The organism is Herbidospora sakaeratensis (genome assembly GCF_001570525.1).
Classification (GTDB): domain Bacteria; phylum Actinomycetota; class Actinomycetes; order Streptosporangiales; family Streptosporangiaceae; genus Herbidospora; species Herbidospora sakaeratensis.
Map to the genome: position 1 here is coordinate 21,458 of NZ_BBXC01000014.1, position 15,277 is coordinate 36,734.

At 77.5% G+C, this 15,277-nt stretch carries 2 protein-coding genes; both read left to right on the forward strand.

Annotated elements, in window-relative coordinates:
• Positions 1 to 1,135 (forward strand): beta-ketoacyl reductase (locus AW271_RS23010; RefSeq protein ID WP_169806387.1); only part of this gene is annotated, 1,135 nt, incomplete at its 5' end.
• Positions 1,125 to 15,275 (forward strand): type I polyketide synthase, encoded by a 14,151-nt coding sequence (locus AW271_RS23015; RefSeq protein ID WP_062339544.1) that lies wholly within the window; start codon positions 1,125 to 1,127, stop codon positions 15,273 to 15,275. The genes AW271_RS23010 and AW271_RS23015, both read left to right, overlap by 11 nt.
• The last annotated feature ends 2 nt before the right edge of the window (positions 15,276 to 15,277 follow it).

The following is a 15,277-nucleotide window of genomic DNA, read 5'->3' on the forward strand; positions in this document are numbered from 1 at the left end:
CGTCGCGGGCCTGCTCGCCTGGACGGCCGCCGGTGGCCCCGCGCTGACCGGCGTGATGCACACCGCCGGCGTGGTCGACGACGGCGTGCTCGACGGGATGAGCCCGGCCCGGCTGGAGGGCGTGCTGGCGCCCAAGGCGGGCGGGGCCGTCCACCTCGACGAACTGACCGCCCACCTCGACCTGTCGGCCTTCGTGTTGTTCTCCTCGGCCACGGCGACCTTCGGCGGCGCCGGCCAGGGCAACTACTCGGCCGCCAACACCTTCCTCGACGCGCTGGCCGAGAACCGGCGCGGCCGCGGCCTGGCCGGTCTGTCGGTGGCCTGGGGCGTCTGGGCCGGCGGCGGCATGGCCGAGGCCGACGCGGCGGTCCGCCGCCGCGTCGGGCGCGGGCCGCTGCGCGCGATGGACCCCCGGCTCGCGCTGCGGGCGCTGGGCCGCGCGCTGGAGACCGGCGAGGCCGCGCTGAACGTGATGGACATGGACTGGGCCCAGGCCGCCGCCGCGATGGGGGACCTGCGGCACGTGCCGCTGTTCCGCGAGCTGCCCGACGTGCGGGCGTTCGCCCCGGCCGCCGGGGCCGGGCCCGAGCCGGTCGCCCCGGCCGAGCTGATCACCCGGCTGGCCGCCCAGCCCGCCGGGGAGCAGGACCGCATCCTCACCGACCTGGTCAGAGCCGAGGTCGCCGCCGTGCTCGGGCACGACTCCCCGGACTCCGTCGGCGCCGGGCAGGCCTTCCAGGACCTCGGCTTCGACTCCCTCACCGCCGTCGAACTGCGCAACCGGCTGTCCATGGCCACCGCGCAGCGGCTGCCCGCGACCCTGGTCTTCGACTATCCGACCCCCGCCGGGCTGGCCCGGTTCCTCCGGTCGGAGCTCCTCCCGTCGTCCGGCGACGAGAGCCCGGAGGACGCCGAAGAGGCCGAGCTCAGGAAGCTGCTGTCCTCGGTCCCGCTCGCCCTGCTGAAGAGCGCCGGGCTCCTCGACCCGATCCTCGAACTGGCCGGGGCCCCCGCCGCCGCGCCGGAACCGGAGCAGGAGTCCGTGAGCATCCAGGACATGGACGTCGCCGACCTCATCAAGATGGCCCGCGACCGGGCCGACGAGACGGAAACGGGAGCCCACGGTGGCATCTGAGACGGAAGACCTGGTCGCGGCGCTGCGCGGGTCGCTGGTCGACAACGAGCGCCTGCGCCGCCAGAACAAACGCTTCATGGCGTCCCTGCGCGAGCCGATCGCGATCGTCGGGATCGGCTGCCGGTTCCCGGCCGGGGTCCGGAGCCCGGAGGACTTCTGGCAGCTGCTCGTCTCGGGCACCGACGCCGTGACGGGCTTCCCGGCCGACCGGGGCTGGGACACCGCGATGCTCGGCGCGCTCGGGCTCGACGACGGCTCCCCGGCGGCCCAGGGCGGGTTCGTGCACGACGCGGGCGACTTCGACCCGGCGTTCTTCGGCATCTCGCCGCGTGAGGCGCTGGCCATGGACCCGCAGCAGCGGCTGCTGCTGGAGACGTCGTGGGAGGCGCTGGAGCGGGCCGGCATCGAGCCGAGGTCGCTGCGCGGCAGCCGGACCGGCGTCTTCGCGGGCGGCAGCTTCCTCGGGTACGGGACCGGGCTGGAGGGCAGCGGGTCGGAGGGCTACCTGCTGACCGGCACGGCGGCCAGCGTGATCTCGGGCCGGGTGTCGTACACCCTCGGGCTTGAGGGGCCCGCCGTCACGGTGGACACCGCGTGCTCGTCGTCGCTGGTGGCACTGCATCTCGCCGTGCAGTCGCTCCGGTCGGGGGAGTGTTCGCTGGCGCTGGCCGGCGGCGTGACCGTGATGGCGACGCCGGGCTCGTTCATCGGCTTCGCCCTGCAGCAGGGCCTCGCCTCCGACGGGCGCTGCCGGTCGTTCGGCGCGGGGGCCAACGGGACGGGCTGGGGCGAGGGCGCCGCCGTCCTGGTGGTGGAACGCCTGTCGGACGCCCGCAGGAACGGGCACCCGGTGCTGGCCGTGGTGCGGGGCAGCGCGGTGAACCAGGACGGCGCGTCCAACGGCCTGTCGGCCCCCAACGGCCCTTCGCAGCAGCGGGTGATCAGGGCCGCGCTGGCGAGCGCCCAGCTGACGGCGGCCGACGTCGACGTCGTGGAGGCGCACGGCACCGGCACGGTGCTGGGCGACCCGATCGAGGCGCAGGCGCTGCTGGCGACGTACGGGCAGGACCGGCCCGAGGACCGCCCGGTCTGGCTGGGCTCGGTGAAGTCGAACATCGCCCACACCCAGTCGGCGGCGGGCGCGGCCGGGGTGATCAAGATGGTGCTGGCCCTGCGCAACGGCCTGCTCCCGGAGTCCCTGCACGCCGGCGAGCCGTCCCCGCACGTCGACTGGAGCGCGGGCCACGCCCGCCTGCTGACCGAGGCGGTGCCCTGGCCGGCGGGCGCGACCCCGCGCCGGGCCGGGGTGTCGGCGTTCGGCATCAGCGGCACCAACGCGCACGTCGTCATCGAGGAGGCGCCCCCGGCCGGCGAGGCCCCCAAGGAGCCCGCCGACCGCACCCCGGTGCTGACCGGGATCCCGCCCGTCTGGCTGGTCTCCGGCCACACCGAAGCCGCGCTGGCCGCCCAGGCGGGCCGGCTGGCCGCCGTCGCGGGCGGGTCAGACCCGGTGGACGTCGCCTGGTCCCTGGCCACCACCCGCTCCGTGCTCGACCACCGCGCCGTCGTGACGGAGGAACTCCTCGACGGGGTGGCGGCGCTGGCCGCCGGCCGGTCGCACCCCGGCGTGTTCTCGGGGCAGGCCCGTCCGGGCCGCGTGGGTTTCGTCTTCGCCGGTCAGGGCGCCCAGAGGGCGGGCATGAGCGCGGAGTTGTACGCCGCCTCGCCAGTGTTCGCGGAGGTCTACGACCAGGCGATCGGCCTGATCGAGGCCGAATTGGGCGTGCCGATCCGCGACGCCGCCCCCGACGTGGCCGACCAGACCTTGTACGCCCAAACCGGCCTGTTCGCCTTAGAGGTCGGCCTGGTCGCCCTGCTCAAGGCGGCCGGGATCACGCCCGACGTGGTCGCCGGTCACTCGGTGGGCGAGATCGCCGCCGCCCACGCGGCCGGGGTGCTGACCCTGGAGCACGCCTGCCGCCTGGTCGCGGCCAGAGCCCGGCTGATGCAGGACCTCCCGCCCGGCGGCGCGATGGCCGCCATCGAAGCGGGCGAAGACGAGATCGACCTGGAACACGTCTCCCTGGCAGCGGTGAACGGCCCGCGCTCGGTGGTCGTCTCCGGCGACCAGGACGCGGTCGACGCCGTCGTCGAGGAGTGGCGCGCGAAGGGCCGCCGGGTGCGCCGCCTGCGGGTCAGCCACGCCTTCCACTCCGCCCGCATGGACCCGGTCCTCACCGAACTCGGCCAGGTCGCCGCAGGTCTGGCGCACGCCCGGCCGCTCGTGCCGTGGGCCTCGACGTCGTCGGGCGAGCTCGTGACGGCGCCGGAACCCGGCTACTGGCCGGAGCAGGCCCGGGGCGCGGTCCGGTTCGCCGACGCGGTCACCACGATGGCCGGCCTGGGCGTCACGGTCTTCGTCGAGATCGGCCCCGACGGCACCCTGTCGGCCATGGGTTCCCTCACCCAGGACGCCCCCTTCGTCCCGATGCTCAACCCCGCCCTCCCGGCGGGCCGCGCCGTGCTGACCGGGCTGGCCGAGGCCCACGTGAGGGGCGTGGCGGTCGACTGGGCGGCCGTCCTGCCGACCGGGCGGCGCGTCGACCTGCCCACCTACGCCTTCCAGCACCAGCGGTTCTGGCCGGTGCCCGGTCCCGTCGCCGCCGCTCCCGGTTCGGAGACGGAGGCCCGGTTCTGGGCGGCGGTCGAGTGTGGCGACGTGGCGGGGCTGAGCGACGCGCTGATGGTGGACGCCGACCGGCCCTTCGGCGAGGTGCTGCCGGTGCTGGCGTCGTGGCGGCGGCGCGAGCGCGAGGAGGCCCGCGCGTCCGACGTGCGCTACCGCGTCTCCTGGACGCCGGTCGCCGACCCGGAGCCGCCGGTGCCCGACCGGCCCTGGCTCGTGGTGACCGGCCCGACCGGCGCGGGCCTGGCCGACGCCTGCGCCGGGGCGCTGGGCGCGACGGTCGTCGCCGCCGGGGACCTGACCCGGGAGGCGCTGGCGGCCCTGCTGCCCGCCTCCCCGATCGCGGGCGTGTTGTCCCTGCTGGCCCTGGAAGAGGAGCCGCTGCCCGGCCACCCCCGGCTGCCCGCCGGTCTGGCCGGGACGGTGGCCCTGATCCAGGCGCTCGGCGACGCGGGAGCCGGCGCGCCGTTGTGGCTGGCGACCCGCGGCGCGGTGGCCGCCGGACCCGGCGACGCGGTGACGCGCCCCGTCCAGGCGCACGTGCTCGGCGTCGGCCGGGTCGCGGCGATGGAGAACCCCGACCGCTGGGGCGGCCTGGTCGACCTGCCGGAGACGTTCGACGCGCGGACCGGTGCCCGCCTGGCCGGAGTGCTCGCCGGGTGCGGCGAGGACCAGGTCGCCATCCGGGCCGCCGGCGTCCGCGCCCGCAGGCTGGTCCGCGCGCCCCGCACGGCCGGGGAGACGGACGTGCCGGAGCGGCTCGCGCGCGGCACCGTGCTGGTGACCGGCGGGACCGGGGCGCTCGGCGGGCACACCGGAGACTGGCTGGCCGGCCGGGGCGCCGCCCGCGTGGTGTTGCAGAGCCGGTCGGGACCGGAGGCGCGCGGAGCCGCCGGGCTGGCGGCCCGGCTGGCGAGTAAGGGCACGGCCGTGGCCGTCGTGTCCGGTGACGTGGCCCGCAAGGACGACGTCGCCGGGCTGCTCACGTGGATCGCCGCCGACGGACCGGCCCTGTCGGGCGTCGTCCACACGGCGGGCGTGCTCGACGACGGCGTGCTCGACCGGATGACCCCCGGCCGTCTGGAGCGGGTGCTGGCGGCGAAGGCCGCCGGGGCGGCCCACCTCGACGAGCTGACGGCCGGTCTCGACCTGGCCGCGTTCGTGTTGTTCTCCTCGGCGGCGGCCACGTTCGGCGGCGGCGGGCAGGGCAACTACGCCGCGGCCAACGCCTACCTCGACGCGCTGGCGGAGCACCGGCGGGCGCGCGGGCTGGCCGCGACCTCGCTGGCCTGGGGCGCGTGGGCGGGCGGCGGCATGGCCGCGTCCGACGACACCGTCCGGCACCGGGTCGGCAGCGGGCCGACCCGGGCGCTGGACCCCGGCCTGGCCCTCCAGGTGATGGGACAGGCGATCGAGGGCGGCGAGAGCACGCTGACCGTGTCCGACATGGACTGGGCCGCCATCGCCGCCGGGCTCACCGACCCCGGCCAGGCCCCGCTGCTCCGCGACCTGCCCGACGTCCGGGCACTCGTCCCGGCAGGCGCGGCGGCGGCCCGACCGGCGGGCGACCTGGCCGCCCGCCTGACCGGCCGTCCGGCGGCCGAGCAGCACGACGTCATCACCGCCCTGGTCCGGGCCGAGGCGGCGGCCGTGCTGCACCACCCCTCACCGGACACGATCGAGGCCGACCGCGCGTTCGGCGACCTCGGCTTCGACTCGCTGACCGCCGTGGAGTTGCGGAACCGGCTCTCGGCCCTCGCCGGGGTCCGGCTCCCGGCGACCCTGATCTTCGACTACCCGACCCCTGACCGGCTGGCCCGCCACCTCCGCGCCGAACTCCTCGGCGAGGCCGCGGACCGTCCGGCCGCCGCGCCGATCGCCGTGGCCGACGGCGAGCCGATCGCGATCGTCGGCATGGGCTGCCGCCTCCCCGGCGGCGTGAACGGCCCCGACCAGCTCTGGGACCTGCTCGTCTCCGGCGCCGACGCCGTGTCGGGCTTCCCGGCCAACCGGGGCTGGGGCACGGAGACGGGCCGGGGCGGGTTCGTGTACGACGCGGGCGACTTCGACCCGGCGTTCTTCGGCATCTCCCCGCGCGAGGCGCTGGCGATGGACCCCCAGCAGCGCATGTTGCTGGAGGTGTCGTGGGAGGCGCTGGAGCGGGCCGGCATCGAGCCGAGGTCGCTGCGCGGCAGCCAGACCGGCGTCTTCGCCGGCGGCACCCCCACGGGCTACGGCGCCGGGCTGGAGGGCAGCGGCTCGGAGAGCTTCCTGCTCACCGGCACCGCCGGAGCCGTGCTCGCGGGCCGGGTCTCCTACGCCCTCGGCCTGGAAGGCCCCTCCGCGACCGTGGACACGGCGTGTTCGTCGTCGCTGGTGACGCTGCACCTGGCCGCCCAGGCGCTCCGGGCGGGCGAGTGCTCGCTGGCGCTGGCGAGCGGCGTGACCGTGCTGGCCACCCCCGCGCCGTTCGCGGCGTTCGCGCAGCAGCAGGGCCTCGCCTCCGACGGCCGCTGCAAGTCGTTCGGGGCCGGCGCCGACGGCACGGGCTGGGCCGAGGGCGTGGGCGTGCTCGTGCTGGAGCGGCTCTCGGACGCCCGGAGGAACGGCCACCCGGTGCTGGCCCTGGTACGCGGCAGCGCGGTCAACCAGGACGGCGCGTCCAACGGCCTGACCGCCCCCAACGGACCCTCGCAGCAGCGCGTGATCAGGGCCGCGCTGGCCGCCGCCCGCCTGTCGGCCGCCGACGTGGACGTGGTCGAGGCGCACGGCACCGGCACCGTGCTGGGCGACCCGATCGAGGCGCAGGCGCTGCTGGCGACGTACGGGCAGGACCGGCCGAGCGACCGCCCGCTGCTCCTGGGCTCGGTGAAGTCGAACATCGCGCACACCCAGGCCGCGGCGGGGGCCGCCGGGGTCATCAAGATGGTGCTCGCGCTGCGGCACGGCCTGCTCCCGGCCACCCTCCACGCGGGCGAGCCGTCGCCGCACGTCGACTGGGACGCCGGCGACATCCGGCTGCTCACCGAGCCGGAGCCGTGGCCCGAGGGCGAACGCCCGCGCCGGGCCGGCGTGTCGGCGTTCGGCATCAGCGGCACCAACGCCCACGTCATCATCGAGGAACCGCCCCCGGCCGCCGACGCGCCCGCCGCCCCCGCGCGGGTGCCGGTGCTCCCGGCCGGGCCGCCGGTCTGGCTGGTGTCGGCCCGGTCGGCGAAGGGCCTGGCCGCCCAGGCCGGCCGGCTCGCCGCCCACGTCGCCGCCCGGCCGGACCTCGACCCGGCCGACGTGGCCTGGTCGCTGGTCACCACCCGCTCGGCCTTCGAACACCGCGCGGCGGTCCTGGCCGACCACGCGAGCGGCCTCGACTCCGTCGCCACCGGCCGGTCGGCGAGCCGGGTGGTCACGGGCGAGGTCCCGGCGGGCCGCCTGGGCCGGATCGGCTTCGTCTTCGCCGGTCAGGGCGCCCAGAGGGCGGGCATGAGCGCGGAGTTGTACGCCGCCTCGCCGGTGTTCGCGGAGGTCTACGACGAGGCGATCGGCCTGATCGAGGCCGAATTGGGCGTGCCGATCCGGGACGCCGCCGCTGACGTGGCCGACCAGACCTTGTACGCCCAGACCGGCCTGTTCGCACTTGAGGTCGGCCTGGTCGCCCTGCTGAAGGCGGCCGGGATCACGCCCGACGTGGTGGCGGGTCATTCGGTGGGCGAGCTCGCCGCAGCCCACGCGGCCGGGGTGCTGACCTTGGAGGACGCCTGCCGCCTGGTCGCGGCCAGGGCTCGGCTGATGCAGGACCTCCCGCCCGGTGGCGCGATGGCCGCCATCGAGGCGGGCGAAGACGAGATCGACCTGGCGAACGTCTCCCTGGCGGCCGTGAACGGCCCGCGCTCGGTGGTCGTCTCCGGCGACGAGGACGCGGTCGACGCCGTCGTCGACGAGTGGCGCACGAAGGGCCGCCGCGTGCGCCGCCTGCGGGTCAGCCACGCCTTCCACTCCGCCCGCATGGACCCGGTCCTGGCCGAACTCGGCCAGGTCGCGGCCCGGCTGGAGCACGCCCCGCCCGCGCTCACGTGGGTGGGCGCGTTGTCGGGCGAGCAGCTCCCGGCCCCCGACGCCGGATACTGGGCTGCCCAGGCGCGGCGGCCGGTGCGCTTCGCCGACGCCCTCACGACCATGGCCGCCCAGGGCGTCACCGTGTTCGTCGAGATCGGCCCTGACGGCACCCTGTCGGCGATGGGCGGGGCGGTCCTCGACGGGGACGCCCACTTCGTCCCGGTGCTGAACCCGGCCCTCCCGGCCGCCGAGGCGGTGCTCACCGGGCTCGCCAAGGCGTACGTCCGGGGCGTGCGGGTCGACTGGCCCGCCGTCCTCCCGGCCGGGCGGCGGGCCGACCTGCCCACCTACGCCTTCCAGCACCAGTGGTTCTGGCCCGAGCACCCGATGACGGCCGGGCCGCCGGAGACCGGCGGCGGCACGGCGGCCGAGGCCCGCTTCTGGGCCGCGGTCGAGCACGGCGACCTGACCGGCCTGGCCGGGGCGCTCGACGTGGACGCGGGGCGGCCCTTCAGCGAAGTGGTGCCGGTGCTGGCCTCGTGGCGGCGGCGCGACCGCGAGGCGGCGGCGGTCGCCGACTGGCGCTACCGGGTCGCCTGGGAGCCGGTCGCCGATCCCGGGCCCGCCGCGCTGACCGGAACCTGGCTGATCGTGACCGGCGCGGCCGGTCGTGCCCTGGCCGCCCGCTGCGCCCGCGCGCTGACCGGCCGGGGCGCGGACCCGATCGAGGTCGTGGCCGCCGAGGGCGACGCCGACCGGGCGTCGCTGGCCGCGCTGCTCGCCCCGCACCGGACGGTCGCGGTCGCCGGGGTGGTGTCGCTGCTGGCGCTGGAGGACGCGGCGCTGCCGGGCCTCCCCCCGGTCTCGGCCGGGCTGGCCGCCACCCAGGGCCTGATCCAGGTGCTCGGCGACGCGGGCGTGGACGCGCCCCTGTGGGTGCTGACCCGGTCGGCGGTCGCGGCCTGGCCGGGGGACGGCGTGCCCGACCCCGTACAGGCCCAGATCTGGGGGCTCGGACGGGTGGCCGCGCTCGAACACCCCGACCGGTGGGGCGGCCTGGCCGACCTGCCGCCCGAGCCGGCCGAACGGGACCTGGCGCGGCTGGCCGGAATGCTCGCCGAACGCGGAGAGGACCAGGTCGCGATCCGCGGCTCCGGCATCACCGCCCGCCGACTGGTCCGCGACCCCTGGCCGGGCGGCGGAACCCGGTGGGAGCCGCGCGGCACCGTCCTGGTCACCGGCGGCACCGGCGCGATCGGCGGCCGGGTGGCACGCTGGTCGGCCGGTCGTGGCGCGGCGCGCGTCGTGCTGTCGAGCCGGTCCGGCCCGGCGGCCGAGGGCGCGGCCCGGCTCGCCGCCCAGCTGGCGGAGGCCGGGACCCGGGCCGAGGTGATCGCCTGCGACGTCGCCGAACGGACGGAGACGGCCGGGCTGCTGGCCCGGATCGCCGCCGGAGGACCGCCGCTGACCTCGGTCTTCCACACCGCGGGCGGCGAAAGGGGCGGCGCGCTGGAGTCGGGCGGCCACCACGACCTCGCCGCGATGCTGGCCCCCAAGGCCGCCGGGGCGACCCATCTCGACGAGCTCACCACCGGGCTCGACCTCGACGCGTTCGTGTTGTTCTCCTCGATCGCCGCCGTCTGGGGCGGCGGGCACCAGTCGGCGTACGCCGCCGCCAACGCCCACCTCGACGGCCTGGCCGCCAACCGCAGGGCCCGGGGCCTGGCCGCGACCTCGGTCAGCTGGGGCCTGTGGGGCGGCGGCGGGCTCGGCTCGCGCGACGCCGGCACCGGCGCGCAGATGGCCCGGCGCGGCGTCCGGACGATGGACCCCGACCGCGCCGTCGCCGCCCTGGCCGCCGCGCTCGACGCGGGCGACGAACTGGTCACGGTCGCCGACATCGACTGGGACACCTTCGTCCCGGTCTTCACGCTGCGCCGCCCCAGCCCGCTCCTCGGCGCGCTGGCCCGGGAGGTCCCGGCCGGCGTCCCGGCCCCGGCGACCACCCTCGGCCCGCTGGGCGAGCGGCTGGCCGCCGTCCCGGCCGCCGAACAGGACCGGATCCTGACCGAGCTCGTGCTGGCCGAGACCGCCGCCGTCCTCGGCTACGACCCGGCCGAGGCGGCCGAGGTCGTCCAGCCGGGCCGGGCGTTCCGCGACCTCGGCTTCGACTCCCTCGCCGCCGTCGAGCTGCGCGACCGGCTCAACGCGGCCACCGGCCGCAGCCTCCCGGCCACCCTGGTGTTCGACCACCCGAACCCGCAGGAGGCGGTGCGGTTCCTGCGGGCCGAACTGCTCGGCGTCGTGCCGGAGACCCCGGCCGAGGTCACGGCCGCGCCGGCCGACGCCGCCGACCCGGTCGTCGTGGTGGGCCTCGGGTGCCGGTTCCCCGGCGGGGTGCGGCGGCCCGAGGACTTCTGGGACCTGCTGGTCAGCGGCGCCGACGCGGTCGGGGCCTTCCCCGCCGACCGGGGCTGGGGCCTGACGGCGGGCGAGGGCGGTTTCGTGTACGACGCCGCCGGCTTCGACGCCGGGTTCTTCGGCATCAGCCCGCGCGAGGCCCTCGCGATGGACCCCCAGCAGCGCATGCTCCTGGAGACCGCGTGGGAGGCGCTGGAGGACGCCGGGATCGACCCCGAGTCGCTGCGCGGCAGCCGGACGGGCGTCTTCGCCGGGGCGTCCGCCTCGGGCTACGGGCTCGGCGCGGCCGGGGAGGGCACCGAGGGCTTTCTGATGACCGGCAACGCCATGAGCGTGATCTCGGGCCGGGTCTCCTACACGCTCGGCCTGGAGGGGCCCGCCGTCACGGTCGACACGGCGTGCTCGTCGTCGCTGGTGGCGCTGCACCTGGCGGTGCAGTCGCTCCGGTCGGGGGAGTGCTCGCTGGCGCTGGCGGGCGGCGTGGCCGTGATGGCCACCCCCGCCGCGTTCGCGGAGTTCGCCGTCCAGCAGGGGCTGGCCGGAGACGGCCGGTGCAAGTCGTTCGCGGCCGGGGCCGACGGCACCGGCTGGGGCGAGGGCGCCGGCGTGCTGGTGGTCGAACGCCTGTCGGACGCCCGCCGCAACGGCCACCCGGTGCTGGCCGTGGTGCGCGGCAGCGCGGTCAATCAGGACGGCGCGTCCAACGGCCTGACCGCCCCCAACGGACCCTCGCAGCAGCGGGTGATCCGCGCCGCCCTCGCCAACGCCGGGGTGACCGCCGCGGACGTCGACGCGGTCGAGGCGCACGGCACCGGAACCGTGCTGGGCGACCCCATCGAGGCGCAGGCGGTGCTGGCGGCGTACGGACGGGACCGGGACCGGCCGCTCTGGCTCGGCTCGGTGAAGTCGAACATCGCGCACACCCAGGCCGCGGCGGGCGCGGCCGGGGTCATCAAGATGGTGCTGGCCCTGCGGCACGACCTGCTCCCGGCGACGCTGCACGCCGACGTGCCGACCCCGCACGTCGACTGGTCGGCCGGCGACGTCCGGCTGCTCACCGAGCCGGTGGCGTGGAAGGCGAACGGCCGGGCCCGCCGGGCCGGGGTGTCGGCCTTCGGCATCAGCGGCACCAACGCCCACGTGATCATCGAGGAGCCGCCGCCCGCCCCGGAGCCCGCGCCCCGCGAGCCGGCCGACCCCGTGCTGGCCGGCGGACCGGCGGTGTGGCCGTTGTCGGCCCGCACCGCCGACGGCCTGACGGCGCAGGCGGCGCGGCTGGCCGCGCACGTGCGGGCCCGCCCCGACCTCGGCGCCGCCGACCTCGGGTGGTCCCTGGCCACCACCCGATCCGCCTTCGGGCACCGGGCGGTGGCCCTGGGCGGCGACCGGGCCGAACTGCTGGCCGGACTGTCCGCGCTCGAAGCACGCCGGCCGGCCCCGGGCGTCGTCTCCGGCACGCCCTCCGACGCGGGCCGGGTCGGGTTCGTGTTCGCCGGGCAGGGCGCGCAACGGGCCGGGATGGGCCGCGACCTGCACGCCGCCAGCCCCGTGTTCGCCCGCGCCTTCGACCGGGCGTGCGCCCTGCTGGAGGTCATGCTCGGGCTGCCCATCGCCGACGTGGTGCTCGGCCGGGCCGCCGACGACCGGGCCGACCAGACCGTGTACGCCCAGACCGGCCTGTTCGCCGTGCAGACCGGCCTGCTGGCGCTGCTGGCCGACGCCGGGGTCGTCCCCGACGCGGTGGCCGGTCACTCGGTCGGCGAGATCGCCGCCGCGCACGCGGCCGGGGTGCTCACCCTGGAGGACGCCTGCGCGCTGGTGGCCGTCCGGGCCCGGCTGATGCAGGCGCTGCCGACCGGCGGCGCGATGGCCGCCGTCGAGGCGGGCGAGCACGAGATCGACCTGGAGAACGTCTCCCTGGCCGCCGTGAACGGCCCGTCGTCCGTGGTCGTCTCCGGCGACGAGGACGCGGTCGAGGCCGTCGTCGACGAGTGGCGGGCGAAGGGCCGCCGGGTCCGCCGCCTGCGGGTCAGCCACGCCTTCCACTCGGCCCACATGGACCCGATCCTGGCCGAACTGGGCGAGCTCGCCGCCAAGCTGCGGCACGCCGCCCCCTCGGTCCCGTGGATCGGCGCCCTGCACGGCGCCCCGGTCACCGACCCGGGACCGGACTACTGGACCGGCCAGGCCCGCCGGCCGGTGAGGTTCGCCGACGCCGTCGCCGCCATGGCGGAGCGGGGCGTGCGCACCGTCGTCGAGGTCGGCCCCGACGCCACCCTGTCGGCGATGGGCCTGGCCCCCGAGTTCGTCCCCCTCCTGCGCCCCGGCGCCGACGCCCCGGCGAGCGTGACGGCGGCGCTGGCCCGCCTCCACGTGCGCGGCGTCCCGGTCGACTGGACGCGGGTCCGGCCGGCCGCCTCCCGCGTCGACCTGCCCACCTACGCCTTCCGGCGCACCCCCTACTGGCTGCTGCCGCAGCCCGTCACACCGGCGGCGCCGTCGTGGCGCTACCGGGTCGCCTGGACGCCGCTGCCCGAACCCGCGCCCGCCGCGCCCGGCGGGGCCTGGCTCGTGGTGGCCCCCGCGTCGGGGGCGGCCGGCGACCTGGTGGCCGACTGCGTGCACGCCCTGTCGGCGGGCGGCGCCGAGGTGACGGTCGCCGAGGTGGCCGCCGGCGAGCTCGACCGGGCCGCGCTGGCGGCCCGGGGCCTGCCGCCCGGATTGTCCGGAGTGGTCTCGCTGCTGGCCCTCGACGAGACCCCGCTGCCGGGCTCGCCCGTGACCGCCGGTCTGGCCGGCACGCTGGGCCTGGCCCAGGCTTTGGCCGACGCCGGGGTGCGCGTCCCGCTCTGGACGCTCACCCGGGAGAGCCCCCTCCAGGCCCAGGTCTGGGGCCTCGGCCGGGTGATCGCCCTGGAGCACCCCGACCAGTGGGGCGGCCTGGTCGCCCTGCCCGACCGGCTCGACGAACGTGCCGGGGCCCGGCTGCGCGCGGTGCTGGCCGCCCGGGGCGAGGACCAGGTCGCGATCCGCGACGCGGGCCTGCTCGGCCGGCGCATGGTCCCGGCCGGACCGGCCGCCGAGGGCACGCCGTGGCGGCCGCGCGGCACGGTCCTGGTCACCGGCGGCACCGGCTCGATCGGCTCCCGCGTCGCCCGGTGGGCGACCGGCCGCGACGCCCGGCACGTGGTGCTGACCTCCCGCTCCGGCCCGGCCGCGCCGGGCGCGGCGGCCCTCGCCGCCGACCTGGCCGCCCTGGGAACCTCCGTGGACGTGCTGGCCTGCGACGGCGCCGACCGCGCCCAGCTGACCGGTGTGCTCGCCCGCATCCCCGACCTGAGCTCGGTCTTCCACGCGGCCGGCGTCTCCCTCGACCGCCCGGTGCGCGACCTCACCACGGACGACCTGGCCCACGTCCTCGGCCCCAAGGCCGTCGCCGCCTCCCTGCTCGACGAACTGACCGCCGATCTGGACGCCTTCGTCCTCTTCTCCTCGGGTTCGGCGACCTGGGGCAGCGGCCTGCTCGCCGGATACGGGGCCGCCAACGCCCACCTCGACGGCCTGGCGGCCGACCGCCGCGCCCGCGGCCTGGCGGCGACGTCGGTCGCCTGGGGCGTGTGGGGCGGCGACGGCATGGGGGCCGGCGAGGCCGCCGTCCAGATGGCCCGGATGGGCGTCCGGGCGATGGACCCCGACCGGGCGATCGGCCACCTGGCCGAGGCGCTCGACGGCGACGACGGCCTGGTCACGGTCGCGGACATCGACTGGGAGCGGTTCGTCCCTGTCTTCACCCTGCGCCGGCCCAGCCCGCTCGTCGGCGGCGTCCCCGAGGCCGCGCGGGCCCTCCGGGAGACCCCGGCCGCCTCCCGTGACGAAAGCCCGCTGGCCCACCGCCTGGCCGCCGCCCCGCCCGCCGAGCACGACCGGATCCTCGCCGACCTGGTCCGGGCCGAGGCCGCCGCCGTCCTCGGGCACGACTCGCCCGAGGCCGTCGACCCCGACCTCGGCTTCATCGAGCAGGGTTTCCACTCGCTGACCGCGATCGAGTTCCGCGACGCCCTCAACGCGGCGACCGGCCTGCGGCTGCCCGGCTCGCTGGTGTTCGACCACGCCACCCCCGGCCTGCTCGCCCGGCACCTGCGCGCCGAGCTCGCCGTCGCCGCCCCGGCCGCCGAACCGGGCACCTCCCTCAGCGGCCTGTACGCCGAGGCCGCCCGCACCGGCCGGTCGGCCGAGGCGGTGCGGCTGATCACCGGGCTGGCCGCGTTCCGGCCGACCTTCCACGGCCCCGGCGACGCCGGACCGCCGCCCGCCGCGCTGCACGTCGCCCGCGGCCCCGGCGCTCCCGGGCTGGTCTTCCTCACCTCGTTCTTCGGCCGGTCGGGCGTGCGCGAGTACGCCCGCATCGCCGCCGGGTTCCAGGGCGTGCGCGACGTGACCGTGCTCCGGGAACCGGGCTTCCTCGGCGGGGAACCGCTGCCCGCCGACGTCGAGGCGCTCGTCGACGTGCTGGCCGGGCAGCTGCCCGGCGGGCCGTTCGTGCTCGCCGGGCACTCCACCGGTGGCCTGGTCGCCTACGCGCTCGCGACCCGGCTGGAGAAGGCCGGGCGGGCGCCCGAGGGGATCGTGCTGCTGGACACCCCGGCCGTCGGCCCCGACGGCTTCTCCGGCGAGTGGCCCGGCTTCCTCGACACGACGCTGGCGCTGACGGCCGACTACGCCAAGGACGACACCTGGCTCACCGCCACCGTCCACTACCTGTCGCTGCGCTGGCAGGACCTGCCCGCGACCGCGATCCCGATCCTGCACCTGCGGGCCGCCGACACCCCGGACGGGTTCCCGGTCGTCGCCCCGCCGGACGCCGCGTTCTTCACCAGCCCCGCCGTCGTCGCCGACGTGCCGGGCGACCACTTCTCGATGATGGGCGACCACGCGGAATCCACCGCGGAGGCGATCAACCAGTGGCTTACCGACCTGTGAAG